The 22,025-nt window shown below is 40.1% G+C and carries 23 protein-coding genes; 12 read left to right on the top strand and 11 right to left on the bottom strand.

What is annotated here, in order from left to right; translation table 11 throughout:
- Positions 1 to 5: 5 nt before the first annotated feature.
- Complete coding sequence (locus QTA56_RS02125; protein ID WP_267979303.1) at positions 6 to 2,945, bottom strand: insulinase family protein; 2,940 nt, start codon at positions 2,943 to 2,945, stop codon at positions 6 to 8.
- A gap of 129 nt (positions 2,946 to 3,074) precedes the next feature.
- Positions 3,075 to 3,527: a GNAT family N-acetyltransferase gene (locus QTA56_RS02120; protein ID WP_267979302.1), complete on the bottom strand. Its 453-nt coding sequence runs from the start codon at positions 3,525 to 3,527 to the stop codon at positions 3,075 to 3,077.
- 115 nt (positions 3,528 to 3,642) lie between these two features.
- Between QTA56_RS02120 and QTA56_RS02115 the strand changes: the two genes are divergently transcribed.
- The 8 genes from QTA56_RS02115 (at position 3,643) to QTA56_RS02080 (ending at position 9,512) form a co-directional block, all read left to right on the top strand.
- Complete coding sequence (locus QTA56_RS02115; protein WP_267979301.1) at positions 3,643 to 4,656, top strand: adenosine kinase; 1,014 nt, start codon at positions 3,643 to 3,645, stop codon at positions 4,654 to 4,656.
- A 16-nt stretch (positions 4,657 to 4,672) separates the two neighbouring features.
- Complete coding sequence (locus QTA56_RS02110) at positions 4,673 to 4,978, top strand: Rieske (2Fe-2S) protein (protein ID WP_267979300.1); 306 nt, start codon at positions 4,673 to 4,675, stop codon at positions 4,976 to 4,978.
- 22 nt (positions 4,979 to 5,000) lie between these two features.
- Positions 5,001 to 5,612 (top strand): OB-fold-containig protein, encoded by a 612-nt coding sequence (locus tag QTA56_RS02105; protein ID WP_267979299.1) that lies wholly within the window; start codon positions 5,001 to 5,003, stop codon positions 5,610 to 5,612.
- Positions 5,613 to 6,185: 573 nt separating this feature from the next.
- Entirely contained in the window at positions 6,186 to 6,377 is a 192-nt protein-coding gene (cydP, locus tag QTA56_RS02100; RefSeq protein ID WP_004799125.1) for a cytochrome oxidase putative small subunit CydP, read from the top strand.
- A complete protein-coding gene (locus QTA56_RS02095; RefSeq protein WP_267979298.1) occupies positions 6,377 to 7,954 on the top strand; it encodes a cytochrome ubiquinol oxidase subunit I in 1,578 nt (525 codons plus the stop codon). The genes cydP and QTA56_RS02095 overlap by 1 nt, the downstream gene beginning before the upstream one ends.
- Positions 7,951 to 9,096 carry a cytochrome d ubiquinol oxidase subunit II gene (cydB, locus tag QTA56_RS02090; RefSeq protein ID WP_267979297.1) on the top strand — a complete coding sequence of 382 codons (1,146 nt, stop codon included), beginning with the start codon at positions 7,951 to 7,953 and terminating at the stop codon, positions 9,094 to 9,096. Before QTA56_RS02095 ends, cydB begins: the two co-directional genes overlap by 4 nt.
- A gap of 14 nt (positions 9,097 to 9,110) precedes the next feature.
- The gene (gene cydX, locus QTA56_RS02085) at positions 9,111 to 9,212 is read left to right on the top strand and encodes a cytochrome bd-I oxidase subunit CydX (RefSeq protein ID WP_002120988.1); all 102 of its coding nucleotides are present in this window, start codon (positions 9,111 to 9,113) and stop codon (positions 9,210 to 9,212) included.
- Between the two features lie 3 nt (positions 9,213 to 9,215).
- Entirely contained in the window at positions 9,216 to 9,512 is a 297-nt protein-coding gene (locus QTA56_RS02080) for a cyd operon YbgE family protein (protein ID WP_267979296.1), read from the top strand.
- 64 nt (positions 9,513 to 9,576) lie between these two features.
- Here QTA56_RS02080 and QTA56_RS02075 read toward each other — a convergent pair whose 3' ends face one another.
- Entirely contained in the window at positions 9,577 to 11,724 is a 2,148-nt protein-coding gene (locus QTA56_RS02075) for a TonB-dependent siderophore receptor (protein ID WP_267979294.1), read from the bottom strand.
- A 209-nt stretch (positions 11,725 to 11,933) separates the two neighbouring features.
- Here QTA56_RS02075 and QTA56_RS02070 point away from each other — a divergent pair, with 209 nt between their 5' ends.
- Genes QTA56_RS02070 through QTA56_RS02060 form a run of 3 tightly spaced genes read left to right on the top strand, consistent with a single transcriptional unit; the run spans position 11,934 to position 14,138 of the window.
- A complete protein-coding gene (locus QTA56_RS02070; protein ID WP_267979292.1) occupies positions 11,934 to 12,197 on the top strand; it encodes a hypothetical protein in 264 nt (87 codons plus the stop codon).
- Complete coding sequence (locus QTA56_RS02065) at positions 12,194 to 12,481, top strand: hypothetical protein (protein ID WP_267979291.1); 288 nt, start codon at positions 12,194 to 12,196, stop codon at positions 12,479 to 12,481. The genes QTA56_RS02070 and QTA56_RS02065 overlap by 4 nt, the downstream gene beginning before the upstream one ends.
- 1 nt (position 12,482) lies before the next feature.
- Positions 12,483 to 14,138, top strand: a complete 1,656-nt coding sequence (locus QTA56_RS02060) for a PepSY-associated TM helix domain-containing protein (RefSeq protein WP_267979290.1) — start codon at positions 12,483 to 12,485, stop codon at positions 14,136 to 14,138.
- A 47-nt stretch (positions 14,139 to 14,185) separates the two neighbouring features.
- Here QTA56_RS02060 and QTA56_RS02055 read toward each other — a convergent pair whose 3' ends face one another.
- The 4 genes from QTA56_RS02055 to QTA56_RS02040 form a co-directional block, all read right to left on the bottom strand.
- Positions 14,186 to 14,716, bottom strand: coding sequence for a GNAT family N-acetyltransferase (locus QTA56_RS02055; RefSeq protein ID WP_267979289.1), 531 nt, complete (start codon positions 14,714 to 14,716; stop codon positions 14,186 to 14,188).
- Between the two features lie 64 nt (positions 14,717 to 14,780).
- A complete protein-coding gene (locus tag QTA56_RS02050) occupies positions 14,781 to 15,458 on the bottom strand; it encodes a YccT family protein (RefSeq protein ID WP_267979288.1) in 678 nt (225 codons plus the stop codon).
- A 438-nt stretch (positions 15,459 to 15,896) separates the two neighbouring features.
- Positions 15,897 to 16,058 carry a hypothetical protein gene (locus QTA56_RS02045; protein ID WP_267979287.1) on the bottom strand — a complete coding sequence of 54 codons (162 nt, stop codon included), beginning with the start codon at positions 16,056 to 16,058 and terminating at the stop codon, positions 15,897 to 15,899.
- A gap of 133 nt (positions 16,059 to 16,191) precedes the next feature.
- Complete coding sequence (locus QTA56_RS02040; RefSeq protein WP_267979286.1) at positions 16,192 to 16,983, bottom strand: DUF4198 domain-containing protein; 792 nt, start codon at positions 16,981 to 16,983, stop codon at positions 16,192 to 16,194.
- A 237-nt stretch (positions 16,984 to 17,220) separates the two neighbouring features.
- Here QTA56_RS02040 and QTA56_RS02035 point away from each other — a divergent pair, with 237 nt between their 5' ends.
- A complete protein-coding gene (locus tag QTA56_RS02035; RefSeq protein ID WP_267979285.1) occupies positions 17,221 to 18,441 on the top strand; it encodes an MFS transporter in 1,221 nt (406 codons plus the stop codon).
- A gap of 25 nt (positions 18,442 to 18,466) precedes the next feature.
- On the opposite strand, the gene QTA56_RS02030 is transcribed toward QTA56_RS02035, so the two are convergent.
- The 4 genes from QTA56_RS02030 to QTA56_RS02015 all read right to left on the bottom strand — a co-directional run bounded on the left by QTA56_RS02030 (position 18,467) and on the right by QTA56_RS02015 (position 21,985).
- On the bottom strand, positions 18,467 to 19,078 hold the full coding sequence (locus QTA56_RS02030) for a DUF2238 domain-containing protein (protein ID WP_267979284.1): 612 nt from the start codon (positions 19,076 to 19,078) through the stop codon (positions 18,467 to 18,469).
- Between the two features lie 101 nt (positions 19,079 to 19,179).
- Positions 19,180 to 20,163, bottom strand: a complete 984-nt coding sequence (locus QTA56_RS02025) for an ion transporter (RefSeq protein ID WP_267979283.1) — start codon at positions 20,161 to 20,163, stop codon at positions 19,180 to 19,182.
- A gap of 200 nt (positions 20,164 to 20,363) precedes the next feature.
- Positions 20,364 to 20,708 (bottom strand): hypothetical protein, encoded by a 345-nt coding sequence (locus QTA56_RS02020; protein WP_267979282.1) that lies wholly within the window; start codon positions 20,706 to 20,708, stop codon positions 20,364 to 20,366.
- Positions 20,705 to 21,985, bottom strand: coding sequence for a PDDEXK-like family protein (locus tag QTA56_RS02015; protein ID WP_267979281.1), 1,281 nt, complete (start codon positions 21,983 to 21,985; stop codon positions 20,705 to 20,707). Before QTA56_RS02015 ends, QTA56_RS02020 begins: the two co-directional genes overlap by 4 nt.
- Positions 21,986 to 22,025: the final 40 nt, after the last annotated feature.

The following is a 22,025-nucleotide window of genomic DNA, read 5'->3' as shown; positions in this document are numbered from 1 at the left end:
TTATTTTAATTGACCTGTTGGATACTAAATCCGAGTTGCTGTAGTTCTTCCCGTTTTGCAAATGGTGCAACCACTGCCTTCACAGGTTTCTGTTGCAACAAATACTGTTGTGCCACACGGTTTAAATCATCCAGATTCACATTTAACAGGCGTTCACGTAGCATTTTACGGAATTTTGGTGTACGGGCATGCAGCAACGCATAACACGCTGTAATTGCCTCACCAGCAGGTGAACCAGGCTTATCCATACTGGCAACCAGACCTAAAATCGCCTCTTCAAGTTGATGCGGCTGCTGTTCGGTATTCAGCAACCATTGCACACTTGCTTCAAAATCATTAAATGTTTCCGCCAATCGTGGATCACGGTAGCTATAGAAACGGAATGAGCAGGCATTGCCATCATAACTGGCTCCACCACCATACGCTCCACCTTTTTCACGGATGGCACTATGCAAAAAGCCATTACGCAAGTAGGCAGCCAATACCATTAACGGTGCTGCATCGGCATGGGCAACATCAACTGCCTGATAGGCTGAGGCACAGAACTGCACATTGGCCTGGATCAGCCATGCTTCATCATTTTCTGTATTAATGTGTTCAACCTGGGTGAGTGTTACAGGCGCTTTATTGACTTGCAACTTGTCCCAGACATTTTGCACTTCTTCCACTAAACGATCAGACTGATGCTCTTCACACACCAATAGGAACTGTTTTGGTGCTTGTAACAGCTTATGATGAATTGCCTGTAATTCAGCAATTAATACATGATAGGCATCTTCGTCCTGATCAATCTTAGTGACTAAATCACTCAGCCAGTTCAGCGCACCCAAACCTGTATTATGGTAATCACGGCGAGCCAAGGCACTCATTTGACGTGAAGCGGCCTGCATGGCATAGCTATGTCCAGAACCAGACAAACGTGATTGCCAACGGGTTTTCCGTTGCTGCAATAATTCGATGATACGGTCTTTTTCATCAAAGCGAAGTTGTTCAAATGCCAGTTTTAATAACTGAATGGCATCAAGCTTCTGCGTTAATGACTTGGTGGTTAGGGTCAGCCATGCACTGATCCGATCCTTATTATCCACCTTGCTGCGTAGCGATGCACCCATACCCAGTCCACCACTGACTGCGGTCTGGAGTTGCTGCAATTCAAGATAGTCATATTCACCCGCACCCACTTCGCCCATCAAAATCGAAAGTAAGTTGAAATACGGTGACTGTATGATGTCATCAGGAATTTGAATCAAGACCTGTTGATAATAAATACCGTTGGTGCCTGCATGATAAAGATTTAATGGTGTATCCAGACCATTACAGATAATTTCACGCAACTGACCTTGTACAATATGTAAATCAGCAGGAACATCTTCCAGTCCCACTTTTGGCAATAGCTCAAGATCATCAGGTGTATCCTGACGTTTTTTTAGTGCCTCAGTTTTTTCCTGAATCTCGATTTTCTGGGCTTCGGTTAGGTTTGCGGTAATCTCAGCCAAACGAGCCTGTTCAGCCTGTTGCTCTTTCACTGATTTAGTTGCATCAGGAACCAAAGTCATTTGTACACGGTGTGGATTATCCAGCAGATGCGTTTGAATCAGTTTGGATAACCACATTGGGTCTTTTAATTCTTCCTTAACCTGTTCAATCGCAGAATCCACATCCCAGACATGAATCGGGTCATTATGGTGAATCGCACTGCCCAAACCATTTAGGATCAGGCTTAAACCATACGGTGTGCCATCACCATTGATTTCACGTTGATGCAGTTCAATCTGATGCAGAATTGCATCGACCAAATCGGTATCTACAGGCTTGGATGCAACGTCCTGTAGAATGTTTAATACGCCATTCTTAAAGCTTTCAGCATATTCAGCATTTGAACCTTGTACGCCACAATAGAACGTCATTTCAAAATTACTGTCATCCACCCCCATTAATGGTCCTGTAGATTGTGCATAACCACAGGTTTCCAGATAATGACGCAACGGTGAAGCTGAATTTTCCAGCAAAATCCCCTCAACCAGACGCATGCCTAAACGCAGCTTAATATCGCTGGTTTCAGGTAATAACCATGACATCACATGATAGGTTTTATCTTTCAGGTCTTCACTATCGACTGCATAGGATTCAGTGACTTCAATTGGCGCAGTTAAACGCTTCTCAGGTGTGGAATATAAAGTTGTTCCTTTGGAGAATTTATGCAAGGCCAATTTTTCAAACTGTTCTTGCAGATCATATGCACTTTGATTACCAAAGGTCATAAACACCGCATTACTTGGATGGTAATGGGTTTTGTAGAACTCAACTAACTGTTCATAACTCAAATCTGGAATGTCTTTTGGATCACCACCAGAGTTATAGTGATAGGTGGTTTCAGGGAATAAATGATAGGCCAGTTGATGATAAAGCTGATCTGTCGGTGAACTCATTGCCCCTTTCATTTCATTAAAAACGACACCTTTATAAACCGCCTGATCATTTTCCAGTTCAATACGGATTCCCTCCTGGGCAAAGTCCAGAGGATTCAGGTTTGCGGCAAAGGCAGCATCTAAATAAACCGACAACAGGTTTCGAAAATCTTTCTTATTCTGCGTTGCAAATGGATATGCAGTCCAGTCTGCCGCGGTAAAGGCATTCATAAAGGTATTCAATGAGCGACGGATCATTAAAAAGAATGGATCGCGGACTGGAAACTTCTCAGAACCACATAAAGCAGTATGCTCTAAAATATGTGCGGTTCCCTTTGAATCCATCGGCTGCGTTCTAAACGCCACCAGAAACACATTTTCATCATTGTTGGTTGCGAGATGATAGTGAACTGCACCCGTCACTTTATGTTTATATTCTGAAACGTGAATATCAAGTGCTTCTACATGGTGTTGACGTAATAGCTGAAACGCAGGGTGAATTGTTTGAGTAATGCTTTCAGAAACATCGACAGTCATGTGATCTCCAATTTATCTATTTAATTAACGCTATTGATTATAGAGAGTCTACCGAAGAATATGCACGGATATCCATGTAAATTGGTATGTTTTTGTAGAAAAATTCAGCGAGTGGTGATCCATACCCATTCAACAAATCTTCCTAAAATTACTGTTTGGTAAATCTACGGGTTCATAGCCCATTTTCTGATAAAAACTGGTTGCATTTGCAGTGTCAGTAAATAAATGCAGTTCATAAAAATAAGCCTGTGCATGCTGTTCAATATACCTGAGCAAATGACATCCAACCCCTTGTCGACGATAATCAGGATGAATATAAAAACGCCGTAAACGCCCAACTTGCCCTGAATGATGAAAAGGATCTTGATTTAGTCCAGCTACGGCAATCAATTGATCTTTCGGCGTATAGACAGCAAATAAAGCTTCACCATGCTGATCAAAGCAATTTTCACCTGTTTGAAAATCCTGCTGTAGCCTATTTAGGAAGCGGAAATTTTCGCTTTGTGAATATGCAATCAGTACATCAAGTTGTGAGGGTAGTTCCAAAACTCGTTCAATTTTAAACCTGTCCAACATCATCATTTACCCCTTTAATCTTTGAATTAACCCTACATCACTTGAATTTTTTTCAACAAACTACTGTAATCCTGAGCATTGGTGTAAACTTTAGCTTTTGATTTTTACTGTGATGACAAACATGGCAACTGTTGATCTTTTTGCAATTGGAAATGCACTCATTGACCAGGAATTTAAAGTTTCTTATGAGTTTTTAACACAGCAGGCTTTGCAAAAAGGCACAATGCAGTTGACTGATGGCGACACCCAGGCCGCTTTATACCAGCAACTACAGGATACACAAACTTATAAAGGTCAAGCCAGTGGGGGGTCAGCAGCAAATACCACCGTTGCATTCAGCGCATTGGGTGGAACTGCTTTTTATGGATGCCGTGTTGGTAATGACGAACTTGGTTCAATTTATCTGAATGGTTTAAATGATGCGGATATCCAGACCACAACCCGATCAATCAGCGAAGGCGTAACAGGAACCTGTATGGTACTGATCAGCCCTGATTCAGAACGTACCATGCATACCTATCTAGGGATTACCGCTGAATTGTCTGCTGAGCAAATCGACTTTGAACCATTAAAAACAGCAAAATGGCTATATATCGAGGGTTACTTATCAACCAGTGATACGGCGCGTATCGCAGTCAAACAGGCCCGTGAGCTGGCAAAAGCGCATGGGGTGAAAATCGCCCTTTCCCTTTCTGATCCAGCAATGGTTCAATACGCGCGTCAAGGTTTGGAAGAATTACTGGATGATGGCGTTGACTTACTGTTCTGTAATGAACAGGAAGCGTTGATGTTTACCAATACAGAGAATCTTGATGATGCCATTGCAGCATTAAAATTAAACAATCAGCATATCGTGATTACACAGGGCGCCAATGGTGCGGTGATTATTGATCCGGCCCAACAGTTCCATGTAGCTGGACGGCATGTTGATGCTGTGGATACCAATGGTGCAGGTGATGCCTTTGCGGGTGCATTTTTATATGCCATCAATGCAGGCCTCAGTCTGGAAGCGGCTGCCCAGCTTGCCATTTTAATTTCCAGTGAGGTTGTTGCTCAATTCGGCCCACGTTTGGCCATCGAAAACTACGCCAAGCTATTTGAACAATTCAAATCCACACAACAGGAATGTGCATAACATGGAAAAGATTTGCATGACTGAAGAAGTCCCTGAACGTGAAGCACGTGCATATGACACCATGAAAGGAAAGACCATCTTCATCACCCAGCGTGACGGACAATTTTATGCCTACAATAATCTTTGTCCGCATTTGCAAACTGAGCTTGAGTATCTGGAGAATCAATTTCTGGATCAGGACGGTGAATATATCCAATGTTCTACGCATGGTGCCTTGTTCTCTGTAGAAACAGGCGAATGTGTTTCAGGTCCATGCTTAGGTGACTTCCTTGAAAAAGTAAATTTGGAAGTCCACTCCGATGGTGGTATTTATATTGATTAGTGCCTAAACCATGAATTCTGCGATGACTGAGTTTTTTCTCAATTATTACCTGATGCCATTTCACATGAGTGTGGTGGCACTGGTCTTGCTCAGCATTGCAGAAACCATCGGTATCTTTATTGGGTTGCGCCCAAGTCATCTAGTCAAGAAGCTAACACCTGAATGGTTACTTAATTCACCGCTACTTGATGTTAAATTTTCCAAGTATCTCATCTTTGTTTTTTTACTCATCAATTTCAGTTTTGCTGGCTATTTTCTGGAATTGTCATTCTTTGCCTTGCAGCATTACTTTATTTCACCCTATTACCTTTTTATCCCAGCATTGATCATCGATATTTTCTTTACCGTATTTATGATTCACTGTCTGGATCAGGTGATTAAGCCCAAAGTGACGCACACCCATACTAATTTGGTTGGGCGTCTGGCAACCATTTCCACGGGTAACGCAAGACCAGGATTCTCTGCCCAGGCACGTGTACGTGATGAGTTTGGTCAACTGTACTATGTTCAGGTTGAGCCTGAATATGGAGAACTGGAATTACAATCCCAGGTGTTGCTCATTAGCCAGAAATCCAACTCATACTATCTGGCAAAAAAAATATCAATTTCCAACAAGTTATTCACACCAGACTGAGCTTAGACTTGTCTTAAATCATATAAAAAGTTGATTTCCTCACTCTCTCAATGAGATCAAAAGGATTTAATCGTTAATATTACAAATTGTTACAAAAAGAATAACTGAAATTTTAAAACTTTAGGCTTCCATTTTTCTCATATTCCTGATCCAAGTTTACACTAAAACATAAAAGAGAAATGCATCACATTTTCAACAAAAACTCTACTAATACACTAGGTTTTATGGATATTTCATTGTAGTTAATATTTATTTATGTAAATAAAATCACAAGCATTTGTTAATATTATGTTTTTTATATTCATACTATTTTACTTGGTTTTATTTTTATTTAATTCATTATAAATCCTATCTTTTTAATCGGATTTAAATTTCAAAACACGACTATTTTAATCAGGTTAATTCACCAAATAAAAAATTCAGACAACAATTTATCAAAAACAAAAATAAAATTTTAAGTTATTGTTTTATATATAATAACAATATACATTTATTTAAAGTGTACAAAAGGTTTATTTTTAATTAATTTTAATTAATAATGTGTAACATCTTTAAAAATATGAGGCTGGCTCAATGAAGACAAGTTCTCAAGACCCAAACCGAAGATTAATCTGGGAAATAGCAATTATTCTAATTATTAAAGTTGCAATTCTTATGCTGATTAAACATATCTGGTTCGATGCCCCAACCATTCCAAAAGATTTTAACAATCAAGTTGCCGAGCGTATTGCTGGTGACCTGCCCAACAATCAGGAGACACGTTGATGATTTCTGAAAGCGTGGTCGATCTTTCGCGGTTCCAATTCGCAATGACCGCAATGTATCACTTTCTTTTCGTTCCTCTCACTCTAGGTCTGGCGTTTATTCTTGCCATTATGGAAACCACGTATGTGATTTCAGGTAAAGAAATTTATAAAGACATGACCAAGTTCTGGGGAAAACTCTTCGGCATTAACTTTGCCCTTGGTGTGACCACTGGCTTAACCATGGAATTCCAGTTTGGTACCAACTGGGCGTATTACTCGCATTATGTTGGTGACATCTTCGGTGCGCCACTCGCAATTGAAGGCCTGATGGCTTTCTTCCTTGAATCTACCTTTATTGGCCTGTTCTTCTTTGGTTGGGATCGCCTCTCCAAAGTGCAGCATTTAGGGGTAACATGGCTGGTTGCAATTGGCTCCAATATGTCTGCCCTGTGGATTTTAATTGCCAACGGCTGGATGCAGAACCCCGTTGGTGCGGCATTCAACTATGAAACCATGCGTATGGAACTGGTGGACTTTGGTGCATTGATCTTCAACCCTGTTGCCCAGGTTAAATTCGTACACACTGTTTCCGCGGGTTATGTCACAGGTTCAATCTTTGTACTTGCGATCTCAAGTTATTACCTGTTAAAGAAACGTGATTTACCATTTGCACGCCGCTCTTTCGCAATCGCCGCAATTTTCGGCTTAGCCTCAACCCTATGCGTCATCTTACTGGGTGATGAATCGGGCTATGAGCTAGGTGATGTTCAAAAAACCAAACTTGCTGCAATTGAAGCTGAATGGCATACAGAACCTGCGCCAGCCGCATTTACCCTGTTTGGTATTCCCAACCAGAAAGAAATGCGTACCGACTATGCAATCAAGATTCCTTTTGTAATGGGACTGATTGCCACACGTTCTACCGATAAACAGGTCACTGGTATCCATGACTTGATGAAAGAACACGAAATTCGTATCCGTAATGGTATGGTTGCATACAGTGAGCTGGAAAAACTTCGTGCTGGTGACCGTTCTCCTGACCTGCTTGCCTCATTTGAGAAAAACCAGAAAGACTTGGGTTATGGTCTTTTGTTGAAAAAATATTCTCCAAATGTGGTCGATGCAACTGAAGAGCACATTCAGGCAGCAACAAAGGACACCATTCCTAATGTAGCGGCATTGTTCTTCTCTTTCCGTGCCATGGTTGCCTCAGGCTTCCTCATGCTATTGCTGTTCCTTTTGGCAACCTGGGCAGTGGCAAAACGCAACGCAGAAAACAAGCCTTGGTTACTCAAATACGCCCTGTTCGCTCTTCCACTCCCATGGATTGCAGCCCAAACAGGTTGGTATGTGGCTGAGGGTGGTCGTCAACCTTGGTCAATCGGTGAAATCCTGCCAACACATCTATCTGCTTCAAGCGTAAGCACGGGTGATGTGTGGGGTTCAATCATCGCACTTGCAGCGTTCTATACCGTACTTCTTATTATTGAGATGTACTTAATGATCAAATTTGCTCGTTTAGGTCCAAGTTCTTTGCATACTGGTAAATATCACTTTGAGAAACTGGCTGCAAAAACTGGGGAGGCTCAATCATGATCGAATATGAACTTCTCAAAATTATCTGGTGGGTACTGGTTGGTGTTTTACTGATTGGCTTTGCCCTCACAGATGGTTTCGACATGGGCTCAATGGCACTGATGCCATTCGTAGGTAAGACCGACTCAGAACGCCGTGCCGCCATCAACACCATTGCCCCACACTGGGATGGCAATCAGGTATGGTTCATTACTGCGGGCGGTGCTCTGTTCGCCGCCTGGCCAATGGTTTATGCCGTCGCATTCTCAGGCATGTACTGGGCATTACTCTTGGTTCTATTTGCCCTGTTCCTGCGACCTGTCGGATTTGACTACCGTTCCAAGCTGGAAAATACCCAATGGCGTAACTCTTGGGACTGGGGTCTATGTATTGGTGGTGCAGTTCCAGCATTGGTGTTTGGTGTCGCGTTTGGCAACTTATTTCTGGGCGTTCCATTCAGTCTGGATGATACATTGCGTTCACAATATACAGGTAGTTTCTTTGCCTTATTGAATCCATTTGCGCTTGTCTGTGGTATCGTAAGTTTATCAATGTTATGTGCTCACGGCGGTGCATGGTTAATGTTACGCACGGATGGTGCATTACATAACCGTTCCGCCAAGGCAACGCAGATCATGGCAATTGTGTTTCTAGTCTGCTTCCTTGCAGCGGGTGCATGGTTATACTTTGGAAGTATCGAGGGTTATGCCTACGCTACTGCGGTTAATACCAATGCCGCACTAAATCCACTGGCAAAAGATGTGGTGACCAATACCAATTATGGCTGGATGAATAACTATGGTACTTATCCAATCACCATGGCCGCACCGATTGCAGCGATTCTTGGTGCATTGCTGGTAATTATCAGCGCGGGCAAGCAAAAAGCTGCCGCAAGCTTTACAGGTACAAGCCTGATGATTGTGGGCGCAATCCTAACCGCTGGTTTTGCATTGTTCCCATTCTTATTACCATCAAGCATCAATCCAGCTTCAAGCTTGACCATGTGGGATGCGGTATCCAGCCATAAAACCCTTGGTGTCATGACCGTTGCCGCATGTATTTTTGTTCCTCTCATTTTGATCTATACCTCTTGGTCTTACTACAAAATGTGGGGTGTCATCACCAACAAACAAATTGAAGAAAACTCACATAGTTTGTACTAATGAGGAGATGTGAAATGTGGTATTTTGCATGGATTCTAGGCATTTTGATGGCATGTTTTGCGGGTGTGCTGAGTGCACTCTACATTGAACACCATCAAGATTTAGATGAGGAATAAGTAATGGCTCAAGCAATGACAACACCGAAGAATAGTAAGGCACAAGTGCTTGCAATGACCGTTTCGTTTTTGTTGGCATTGCCCCTTGCTGCCATTTTATTGGTACATCCTGCATTGATGCTGGATGCCAATGGACATTATAACCATAGCCAACTGATGTTAGTTATGATTGGAATTTCTGGTGGCTTCATTCATGGCGTGGGATTTATACCAAGATTCTGGTTATGGAAATGGTTATTTAGCCCTTATATTGCTTGGCCTTTAATGATTTTAGGTTACTTTATTTGGATTGGTAATTAATTCCAAATCAGCCAAAAAAAGAAGAGGAAGCAGATTTGCTTCCTCTTCTACTTTTTAAAGTTAATTAGAATTTAAAGTTTAATGATGCCGTTACATTACGTGCCGTTCCCCACGTATTAATCGCATTGGCTTTATATTCTTTATCAAGCAAATTATTGACGTTAAGACCAAGTGCCACATCATTTGTAACTTGATAGCGTCCCATCAAATTCACTAAATAATAGCTTTCCTGACGATTCAGTTTAGATGCCAAACCACCTGTTTTTGCTGAAGTGGCATCATAGATTTCACTTTGCCAATTCACACCGCCACCTACAGTGAGTTTATCCCATTTATAAGTGGTAAAAAGCTTAAATGTATCTTCGGGTAAGATACTGTTTAAAGTATTTCCTGTCTGGTCTTTGGCATCGGTATGCGTATATCCACCCTGCACATTCCAGTTAGGTAAAATTTCTCCACCAATACTTAACTCATAGCCCTTAACTTCAGCCCCATCAACAGCAACATAGGCCTGACCACCATTTGGTGTTAAATTCTTGCCATCGGCAATGGCATAATTATCCTGCTGCATTGAGAAATAGGCTGCACTGGTATTTAAACGACCATCATAAAAGTCAGCCTTTAAACCCGCCTCAAAGCTGTTACCCTCTTCAGGATCAAGATAATCTCCCTTAATATCCTGACGGGAAGATGGATTGAAAATTGTGGTGTAGCTTGTATAAGCAGACAAGTTATCAGTAATATCAAAGATTAATCCAGCATAAGGCGTAAATACGCCATTCTGCTTCTGCTCATTTTTGGTAACACTACGTTCCCAATTACTTAAACGACCACCCACGACCAATTTCAATGGATCCAGAAGCTGTAACTTGGCAGCAGCAAATGCACCAATTTGCTGTTCATCTACAATTGTCCGTCCTGTAACTTTCATATCTGGTCGAGGACTATTACCATTCCAGCCTGCAATTGGTGCTGCGACATAATAGCGACCATAAGATGGATCATCAGACTTAATAGTGTAACCGTTCAAACCAAAGCTGACATCATGCTCATGACCCAGTACCTGAAACTTACCTGATGCATATACATCCAATGAATGCACATCTGGTGTACTTTCAAAACGCCCACTGGTTACAAGCATCTGACCAGGCTGGAGCTTGTTGACAGGTGCAGATACGGGTATTTCCTTGCCATATGCAATACCACCAGAACCAGCCACGCCATATTCGCGTTTATTGCTGGCTTTGGTAAATGCATAGTTGGCAGTCGCCTGCCAGTTGTCATTAAACTGATGTTCCACACCTAAAAACAGGTTGAGTTTCTCAGTATCACTAAAGGTGAAGTTTGCTGCTGGATTATCATCACGACCAAACGTCGTCTGCTCTTGCCCATCATGCGTAATAAATGGGAAACCATGTGCCGTTGCGCCATCAATTTTAACCTGTTGCGCGGTTAATGCTGTGGTCAATGTAGTTTTATCTGTGAGATCAAAATCCACAGCACCATATATAACAGCATTTTGACGGTGATAACGATCCTGTTGACTACCACCCTGCTCATAAGCTGCCATCGTGCGACCACGGATTGAATTGTCCTGATTTAATCCACCACTGACATCAATCTGGCTGCGGTAATTCCCCCAGCTTCCGCCCTGTACCTTGACTGCCCCCTGTAAATCAGCCGTTGGGCGTTTACGCACATAGTTGATACTCGCACTTGGGTTGCCTGAACCACTGGTCAAACCTGTTGAACCCTTGGTGACTTCAATACGATCATAGATCGCTGAATCTTCAAGACCAAACATATCCGAGCCACCAAAGGAAGCCGTTGTCGTTGGCATTCCATCCCGCTGCACATTGGTAATTGCAAATCCGCGTGAATAATAGGTATTGTAACCCGCACCCACCTGGCCATACTGCACCATGGTCACACCAGCCGTTTGCGCCAAGACATCATTGGTACTTGTAAGATTCTGATCATCAATTTGCTGTGCTGTAAATACAGTAACACTCTGTGGTGTTTCCTTAAGGGATAAATCCAGTTTAGTCACCGCCTTGGTCTTTTTAACTGTATAAACTGGCGTTTCCTGTTCTGCTTGCACGGTAATGGTTGGTAATGTTGTGTTTTCTGCTGATTCCACTGCTTGAATTGTTCCAGATGTTCCCCCAACAATGATCATCATTATTGCACTATATAAATTATGGTGTTTCATCTTTACCCCTCAGTAAGTTAACAATTACTTACATTTTACATAAATGAGAATATTTATCAATATTATTATCATCATTGTACAAATTCTCCATTAAATATCCTGATTTGATTGATAGTCCGAATAAATACAATCTTGCCTAGATATTTAATGCTTTTATTTTTTACGAATATAAACAATAATTATTATCATTAATGCTATTTGGGGCAATTATGCTTTTTAAACTATTGGGGATCCTACTTACCCTACTGGGCTGTATTAGCCTTTATCTCTGCCATCCCAATCAAATTTTACTCAAATCCAGCCTTTCTAAAACGTTCACTTATTTGGGTGCAACTGGGTTGGTTGCAGGTCTGCTGATTTTATTCTTTTCCATTCCAAAATTAGTCGCTGTCCTGATCTGGCTTGCTGTGATGACACTGGTCTGGTCATTTATTCCTTTCCTGAATTTATTCAAAAGGAGCAACACCCAATGAATATCTCAAAACAAAAAATTCAACCAGACTGGTGGACAAAAACACTGGTGGGTTTATTTCTAGGATTAAGTTTTGCCGTTGCAATTGGCGCACTGGTATTTTTACTGACACTGCCTCATGTGGAACGTTCCCTGCCAGGCCAGCTTGCCATGTGGAGCATTCCATGGGTTTGGTTATTCGTATTCTTTATTGCCTATTTTATTCCCAAAGGTTGGCAAAGTCTGGTGATCTTTAGCATTGCCAATATCATTGCTTATGCACTGCTGTTCTGCTTAAGAGGTTAAAATGAAAGTTCGCGCAGATATCATCAAACATGGCAAAAACCTACATACATGGGTTGGAATCAGTGCAGGCATCTTGTTGTTCATCTGCTTTTTTGCAGGTGGCCTCAGCATGTTTCAGCATCATTTAAGTCAATGGGCATCACCACCCCTACAAAAACTGGCGCCAATTCAACTCAATCAATATAACCAGTTGGTCACACAGGCACAGGCAAAATATCCTGAAACGCAAAAAGCCTTTACGCTTAGCTTTAACTCACCAGAAGCACATAATTCGCCGATCTACTGGGAAGCTTCACATGAGGGAGAGGAAGATGACCATCATCTCGATATTGCCCAGACCAGTATGATGGCAACGCTGGATCAGAATGGTCAACTCATTGCGAAAGAACAGAATGTCTCCAAACTTGGTTGGCTAATTGAGCAACTGCATGAAACAGCAGGCATCCCTGGCATGATTGGTCATCATACTGCGGGTGTAATGGTAATGGGTGTCGTTGCAGTCCTGTATTTTCTTGCAATCATGTCAGGCCTGGTTGTGTTGCTGCCAACACTAGTAAGTGATTATTTTGCTGTCCGCAAAGGGAAAAATAAAAAGCGTTTCTGGCTGGATACGCATAATGTGATTGGAATTACCAGCTTGCCATTTCATATCATTATCAGTGTGACTGTGGTGGTATTTGCATTCCACGATATTTTATACGGTACACTGGCTAAAGTGATTCAAAAACCGATTTTTGAACGTCCTGCACCTACACAAATTGCTGAACCTCGGCCCGAGCTGAATGTAGAACAGATTTTTGCCAAGGTTCAAAAGGCAGCACCTGAATATCGTATTGATGCCATTCGTTTCGGTAATCTGGACAATCCTGAACGAGCCTCGGCTTTTGTGGCGTTGTATCATCCTGACCGTATGATGCGGGGCGATAATTTTGATTACATGAGCTTTAACCCCTACCAAGCCAAACCTTATTCAACAGAGACATTGTCGACAGAAGAAAGTAATGTATCTTCATTGATCCGTTCCATGTTTGCCTTGCATTTTGGTAATTATGGGGGTGACTCTATTCGCTGGATTTATGTATTTTTTGGATTGGGTGGTGCTTATTTGTTCTATTCAGGTAACATTCTTTGGATCGAGACGCGTTTGCGTAAACAGAAGAATCCAAATTTACCACCACCGCAACAACGTAAAGATGTGATGTTTATTGCAAACTTAACCATTGGTGCATGTTTAGGCTGTATGTTGGCCGTGTTTAGCAGTATGCTGGTAGGACGCTGGGGATATGTCATTACACCACAATTACAAAGTCATAACCATGTATTCATGTATAGTTATTATCTGGTGTTTATCTCAAGTTTAACTTATAGCTTTGTCATTGGTGCAGCCCGTGCATTACCACAGTTCTTCCTTGCGATTGCGATTGTACTGTTATTAATTCCATTCACATCAATTGTCGCTTATATCTTTCCGATTCAAGGACTTTGGTATTCAACAGGTCACCTGATCTGGATTGATATTATTGCGATTGGTCTTGCTCTAGTATTTCTGCGTTTCTATCAACAAGCCAATGATCGTGCTCAAACCGCACCGATTGGTTCAATCTGGTCAATACAAAAATCTGTTGAAACAGTCTCAATGACTGAAAATCAGGCTTAATTTAGTTTGAACGAAAATGCCATGACTGATTTAAGTTGTGGCAATTTTTATTGCTGTCTTAAAATGTCTTTCCTCATTTCAACCAGTTGAATAGGCACTAAAGGCTGCCCTACATTGGCCGCAACAGGATAAGCCTCTGTTTTTCCTGTAAGCTGGTAGCCCCGACGTTGATAATAAGCCATCAGTTCAGTTCTCACATCCAGTACATACATGAGGAAATGCGTAATTGATGGATGGTTTTGCATAACAAACTGTTCAGCATAGGCAAGTATCTCTTTGCCAAAACCTGAATTTTGGATAGAGGGATCAATGGCAAACGTACCGATTTCAACACTATCTTGTTGATAACTCAGTCCGATACAGGCAACCAGTTGCTTTGATTGCGCTTCACCAATAAATAATTCAAAATTGATTTGACCAAGTTGGTTGATTAACTGGGTTTTATTGATTCTATCGCCTGCTACAAATGCCTGTTCAGTTGTCCAGCTTCGTCCCGACTGTCTTCGGTAAGCAGCATTGATTAATTCAACAAGCTGTTCCAGATCATCATTTTCTACTTTTCTAATATTTAAAGACATTCTATTTCATAAAGTGAATAAAAAACCGATGATAACATCGGCCTTTATCAAATCAATGACTGAATCAGTTGGTTTGACCTGCTAACCATGCCATAAACTTTTGACGTTCAGCTTTGGACGCTTTCTGCCATAACTCAGCCAACTGCTGGTCTGTGGTTTTGGCTGTTCCAGTTGTTGTGGTTATGGCTACGGGTGCTGCTACAGTTGCAGAGCTTGTGGTTGCCGCATATACAGGCGCAGGTTGATTCACTACATTGTTCTTATTCTTCTGAGTCAAATCCAGGGTACGACCTAATAAACTATTACCTGAAAACCAAGGCTGCGCTTCATTGTTTGCCCCTGTTTGCTGAACGATTAACTTTTTGGTTTGATCATAGAGGGCTACCGTAGGCTGTTCAGCATATTTTTTTGCGGCATCAAAGTTTTTAGGCGCATTTACCAGCCCCAAGCTATAAGACTGGTTGTCTTGTAGATCAGATGCCTGAATGGTGACAACACCTGATTTAACAATGTCATGTTCGCCATTTAAATGTTCAAAATACTCACGGTAACGTACATTAAGTGTCAAATTACCTGGATCGACCTGATAGTTATTTTTGCTGGACGGAATCAAGCCATTATTGACTTCCTGACCATTCACCGCAAGAATCACAATTTCCTCAGGTGCAGTGATAGTAACTGCCGAAAAAACTGAACTACTTAACAATAACCCAAAAGCAGCAACACCAACTCTTAAAGACATTAGACTCTTCTCGATATAAATAACTTATAAAACCGTATGCACTATGCTATGCGATTGTGACCATTTTATGACATAAAACCAAACTGTCTATTCCATCAATTTGGCTTTTTTAAGATATATACATCATATATATGGTAAAATAAAATGACTTAATCTAACATTTTGTTTTCTTTAAAGAATGGGGATTAACAGACAGGCTATAGGTAAGTCCAGAGCCAGGATGACCACCAAAATACTGGCTTTGGTCGATAGTCTTGTTAATTTGATTAAATTTCGCCCGATGCCTGAACAATATCATGATATTGCAGGGGTTATGCCACTAATTAAAGATATAGGCTTCAAGGCTTTATTGGGAGATAGCGTATATTTTACCAGTGTATGTACAAGTAACGACATTTGATTGAGAATTACTTTGCACTCTAGTATAGCTCCATTTTCTTACTGGATAATAATGTACTCGACACGAATTGCCTCATCCACCAAATAATGGTCTTTAACCAGATAAAAATAAGGTTTATCTCTGATCCATTCATCCATTTCTAAAATGGCTTGGGTGTATCCTGTGATCGCTAAAAAATCTTTTGTGACGATTGCATCCATAGGCTTATCCTTTTTTCTTAAGCCTACCATAAATGCAAATCCTACAGATAGTTTAAATATCGACCCTAATAGTCATTTCCCCTATCATTTTGTATGAAAGAGTCAACCCAGCTTGGATCAACTCTCAGCATTATTAGTTTACAAATAAACTAATAATGCTATAGAACTGATTTTCTGGCTTCTGTTTGCCATCCACAATTTCACTCACCTCAACAAGATATTCACCTGATGCTGGGAAAACGAGTTCCGCATTTCCATTTGCATCCGTTTTTAAGCTTTTGGCCTGATCATCCGTTGCACCCTTGGCACGAATGACCACACTGGCATTTGCCAAAGTATGGTTGGCTTTAGATATCTTAACTTTCACAGCCTGATTGGCTTTTAACTCGTTTGGATGAATCGAGAACTCAACCTGAATCGGTGCAGAATTTACCTGAACGGGTGAACTCTTATCTTTTGTCACATAGGTCAATAAGGTCCATTCACGGATAATTTCAACAGGCGTGAACTTTTTACCTTTTAAATCGGCAGGAATGACGTAGTCACGTTCACTTTTTGCTGGCGCCTTATCTGCTGCCATGTCAAAGAACAACTTCCATTCCTTTTGATCTTGTACATATTTCAATGGGTAAGATGCTTTGGTCTGAATATTATAAGTGCCCGCGTCTGGCAGTTTTAAGTCAAATACTGTGGCGGAGTTTAATGTAGATGCTGCTTCAATTGTTGTTTTTTTCTGGTCTGGCGCAGTAATTTCAAACTTGGCATTTTTTAATGCATATTCACTGTTCAATGCCTCTTCCGCATAGCCAGAGACCACAGTCACCTGAGTTTGCTCAGTTTTATAGGCAATAGGAGCAACATAAGGTTCATGTGCCAAACCATAGCCTGAAACCAATACAAATGATGCTATCAATAATCTTTTCACGAGTTTTCCCCCACCTTTGATTTTGCTCAATACAGGCATTAACCAATCTGAATTGTTTAGCCTCAAGTTTTATAAGCCTGATTATACACAAATGAAAATAATTATCATTATAATATGGAATTTTTCTGTACAAGAACACCATTTATAGATATCTATAGATATAAAAATTACGTTATCTTTCATTTTTCTAAAAGCGACTCGAATATAATAGACTGGTATCTTTATTCCAGAGTTGTTATGTCTGTGCCAAGCCCCATTACACCATCCCCTCAACCACAGAAATATTCCTTATTCTTTGTCATTTTTTCATTGGCAATTGGCAGCTTCTGTATTGGTACAACTGAATTTGTTGCAATGGGGTTGATTCAGGAAATTGCGACAGATTTAAATGTCAGTGTTCCACATGCAGGATATTTTATTAGTGCCTATGCGTTAGGCGTGATGGTGGGTGCACCAATTATTGCCATTTTAGGAGCAAAGATACCACGTAAAACCCTGTTGTTGGGATTGATGCTTTTTTATGGTCTGGCAAATGCGGCGACCGCCTTTGCCACTACGCCAGAAGCCATGCTGATTTCCCGCTTTATTGCAGGTTTTCCACATGGTGCCTACTTTGGAGTTGCTGCATTGGTTGCGGCTGAACTGGCAGGTAAACAACGTCGCGCAACCGCAATTGCACAAGTGATGATGGGCTTAACCATTGCCAATGTAATTGGTGTCCCAATCGCCACATGGTTAGGTCAGCAGTTTGGTTGGAAAGCAGGTTTTGAATTCTCTGCGGTGATTGCATTCATTACCCTGATCGGGGTAAGCCTGTTTGTACCGAATATTCCTCTACAAAAAACTGCCAGCATCAAGGCTGAATTAGCAGGCTTAAAAAATATTAATATGTGGCTAACACTGTCTGTTGGTGCAATTGGTTTTGGCGGGATGTTCTCGGTATATAGTTATGTGTCGCCAATTTTGACTGAATATACCCATGCAGATATTCGTGTGGTTCCAATTGCCCTGGCGATCTGGGGAACAGGTATGGTGATCGGTGGTTTAGTTGCGGGCTGGTTGGCAGACAAGAACTTATTTAAAACCATTATTGGTATTCTGATCAGTTCTGCACTCGCTTTTGTTGCAGCCAGTTTTATGATGACAAACCTCTATACAGCGATTGCCGCTTTATTCCTGATTGGCTTTACCGTAATTGGACTAGGTGGCGCATTACAAACCCATCTAATGGATATTGCAGGTGATGCACAAACTTTGGCAGCCTCGCTCAACCATTCCGCATTTAACCTTGCCAATGCGCTTGGTGCATTTTTAGGTGGATGGGTACTCAGCCACAATATGGGCTGGTTGGCACCGATTTGGGTAGGTTTTGTTTTAAGCCTAGGTGGATTGGCAATTCTGCTCATTGCATTGGCGTATGCAAAATACTCACAGCAAAAAGAATCTGTCGTTTCTTAATGGCAGATTCATGAGTTGATTTAGATTAATTTATCAGCTTTTCAATTTGTTGGTCATGCCATTTGGACAGCAATAATAAGGCAGCCATTGCTCCAATTAAGGCAAAAAACATATCGGACTGGGTATCCCATTCATATCCCTGAGTTCCTAAAAACTCCTCAGCACCTTGTCCCATTACTAAAGCAGCAGCCCATTCAATCAGCTCATAGCTTGCACTAATCGCCAACACAATACAGATCACAATAAAAGTGAGCATTCTTCCTTTGGTCAGAATCTGGTTTCTAAGCAGGATTTCACGGGCGGCAATTGCAGGAACAAAGCCCTGCATAAAATGTCCAATTTTGTCATAAGGATTGCGATCCATCCCCAACCATTCAGCCATTTCAAAACCAAAAGGCACACGTGCATAGGTATAGGCACCGCCTACAATTAAAACAATGGCGTGCAAAAAAATTAAGCTATACAAAAGATTGGTGAGCGGAAATGTTTTATAGGTGTAAATCAATAATGGAACAGTAATTAAGACAGGTAAAACCTCCATCACCCATGTACCACGGTCAAATGGATGAATACCTGAAATGATTAAAATCAACATAAGAATAAATGCTGCACAACACAACATCAGTTTTTGACTCATATCAACTCCTCTAATTTTTATTATTTTGTCTTAACATGACTCGATTCTTAAAATTGATCCTCAACTCTGTTTTTCATTGAATTTGAGAATAAACTTGAGGTTTATTCGGATAATTTTTCACCACAATGCGGACAGTAATGATACTTCTTTTTTTCCTGTTCCTGATCTTCAAGTAACTTCTCCCTGACCAGTTGGATGATAATTTCATGGGTCTGCTCTTTTGGTAAACCGACTTTTTTTCGAATTCGTTCAATTTCAACTTGGTCATGTAACAAGTCTAGCCCTTTGGCTTGCAAGGCTTCACGAAACTCCTGTTCCAGTCTTTGATTACGCTGGTTTAATTCATTGGCAAGGCCTGAAGCTAAAATACCTGCGGGCAAAGCTGCAATACCCACACCCAGAATTGTAATGAATGCACCCAGGATACGACCCAAATTGGTTACAGGTGTTACATCACCATAGCCCACTGTTGTCAATGTAACAACCGCCCACCACATCGCTTTTGGAATTGAGCTAAATGCTTCAGGCTGGGCTTTATTTTCCACCACGTAAATTGCGGATGCCGTCATCACAATCATAATGACCAAAATGAAAATAACCGCCTGAAATGATCCTTTTTCCCGTTGGATAACACGTAGAAGAATCTGTAATGACACAAAATAACGGGTTAGTTTGAGTAATCGGAATAGTCGTAAGACCCGTAGGAAACGTAAATCGAGATGCACAAAGAAGTTTAAGTACGCAGGTAAAATCGCCATTAGGTCAATAATCGCCCCACCACTTTTCATCCAGAGAAACCGCTGCTTCCATGCTGATTCCTGTGGATTTTTCTCAACAATGCTCCATAGCCTTAATAAATATTCACCGCTAAAAATAAGGATTGAGAGATTTTCAAAAATATCGAAATAAGGCTGATACAGCTTATACAAGTCATTTACCGACTCCAGTAGCACCGCTGCAACGTTGGCAATGATCAGGGAAATCAATACATAGTTTACACAGGTACTCACCTTACTTTTATAGTCATCATCATGCAGATTGTTATAAACAAACCGTCTTAGCTGTTGCCATGAAAATTGAGCCATACCATATTTATCGTTATATAAATCAGGCTAAAATGTATCATGTTGCCTGAGCGTTTGATACGTTATTTCTATCTTTGGGTCAGGTTATTAACTTTTGATGGATAGGGGAAAACTGGATTTATTATAAGTTTCATTGAAATCTTTATATTTATTGTGATTGACAAGAAGTACTGGACATATTTCTTATCAACCTGTACTTGCTATTTGATTGTATAGTAATGTGGATCTTTTTTCCATTTTACTTGTTCAAAGTCTAAATCAAAAAAACTTGCAACTTTTTGAGCAATTGGTTTCTTGAACAGTTTTGCATCCATATAAACAAGGGTTTGATTCATTTGGGTATTAAAAATAACTCGGCCTCTTGGTATTTCCTCATATTCAAGATACTTGAAATGGTCAAATTGGCATCTTAATATTTCCCAATATTCAATGTGCGTATAAGAACTATCAATCAAGCCCAATGAATCTACATCAGACAAATCAAAGTTATGGGCAATCCCAATGACTTGATTTTTGTCATACCAGAATATACCTATTTTCATCATTTAGCTTCATCTAATTGTTTAAATTCTTCAATAACAGAATTAAAATTAGCAATAACCTCACCAATCCAACTATCAAATAGTTCATTATCTTGAGTAACTAATAAATCAAGTGTTATTGAATCAAAATTACGGATATTACATACTAATTTACTCATCCAAGACATCTCTAGTTTATTTTTATTGCTCTGAAATGACCATAAAGAATCATTAATAATATCTTTTAAATTTATATTGTTATCTTCACAAACCACACCATAATGTAATCCTTCAGTTACGACAATAATCATAAATTTTAATAAAGGTACTGATTGATGCTCAAAAATACACCCTATAAAATCTCGACTCATTCGCCTTGATTTTTGTACATTTTTAAACCATCTTTTACATTTTGACAAATCATGCCGAACATTATTATATTTACCATCGAGTGAAATTGAATATCCTTGATAGTGATTGAAACTTTTATCAATTTCACTAAAAAATCTCTCTAATAATTCGCCACGAAATTCTTGACTCTGAAATATATGATTAATATCTGAAATAGCTTTAAACTGTTTCGAATCAACAGAAAGTAATAATTCCTTGATCGCACTTTTATTCGACATAATATTTCCTGTCATTTGTAGAACTAAATTTTTATATTGCTGTATAGCAGCCAAGATATTCGTCTGATCATTTAAATATTGCTCTATCTCACTTAACCAACCCAGCAAGTCATTTTGATAATTCAATATTGAAAGATCAACTGGTTGTGTAATATCACCATTCAAATAGTAACAACCATCCTCCTCATTTCTGAGAATATGACCTAAAGATTTTTTACTTGGTTGAGCATCCAATAGAGATAAATAAATCAATATTGGCTGTTTATTCTTTGCTATACAATATGAATAATAACGATTTAATTGTTTACTCTGATCTGAGGCATAAATCTTATTTTCAATAATCATTATTTGATGATCATTTCTTATTAAAATATCAATTTGATCTTTTCTTTCCCGCTTTTCCCTTTCGACAATTACTTTTGTATCTATATCAAAATTTAGTGAGAAATATTCGACAAATATTTTAAGAAAGATACTTCCCTGTCCATGACTCCCTTTAGGATTTAGTAGGTCAGCAATAATTGGAGTATGTGTATGTACTTCACTTGTTGCCATTCCCATTATTTTAATAAGATTAAAATACTCACCCTTAGCTTTATTTTTTACAATATTTTCTTCATTAGTCTCTACAACATGATCGATCAAACTTAATAATTGATTTTTTATATCCACAATATATCCAAAAAATAAGGGCTGATTACTCAGCCCCTAT

The organism is Acinetobacter thutiue (assembly GCF_030385805.1).
In the GTDB taxonomy this organism is placed as follows: domain Bacteria; phylum Pseudomonadota; class Gammaproteobacteria; order Pseudomonadales; family Moraxellaceae; genus Acinetobacter; species Acinetobacter corruptisaponis.
Note: the sequence above shows the minus strand (reverse complement) of the source record. Positions and strands in the feature narration are given on the sequence as shown.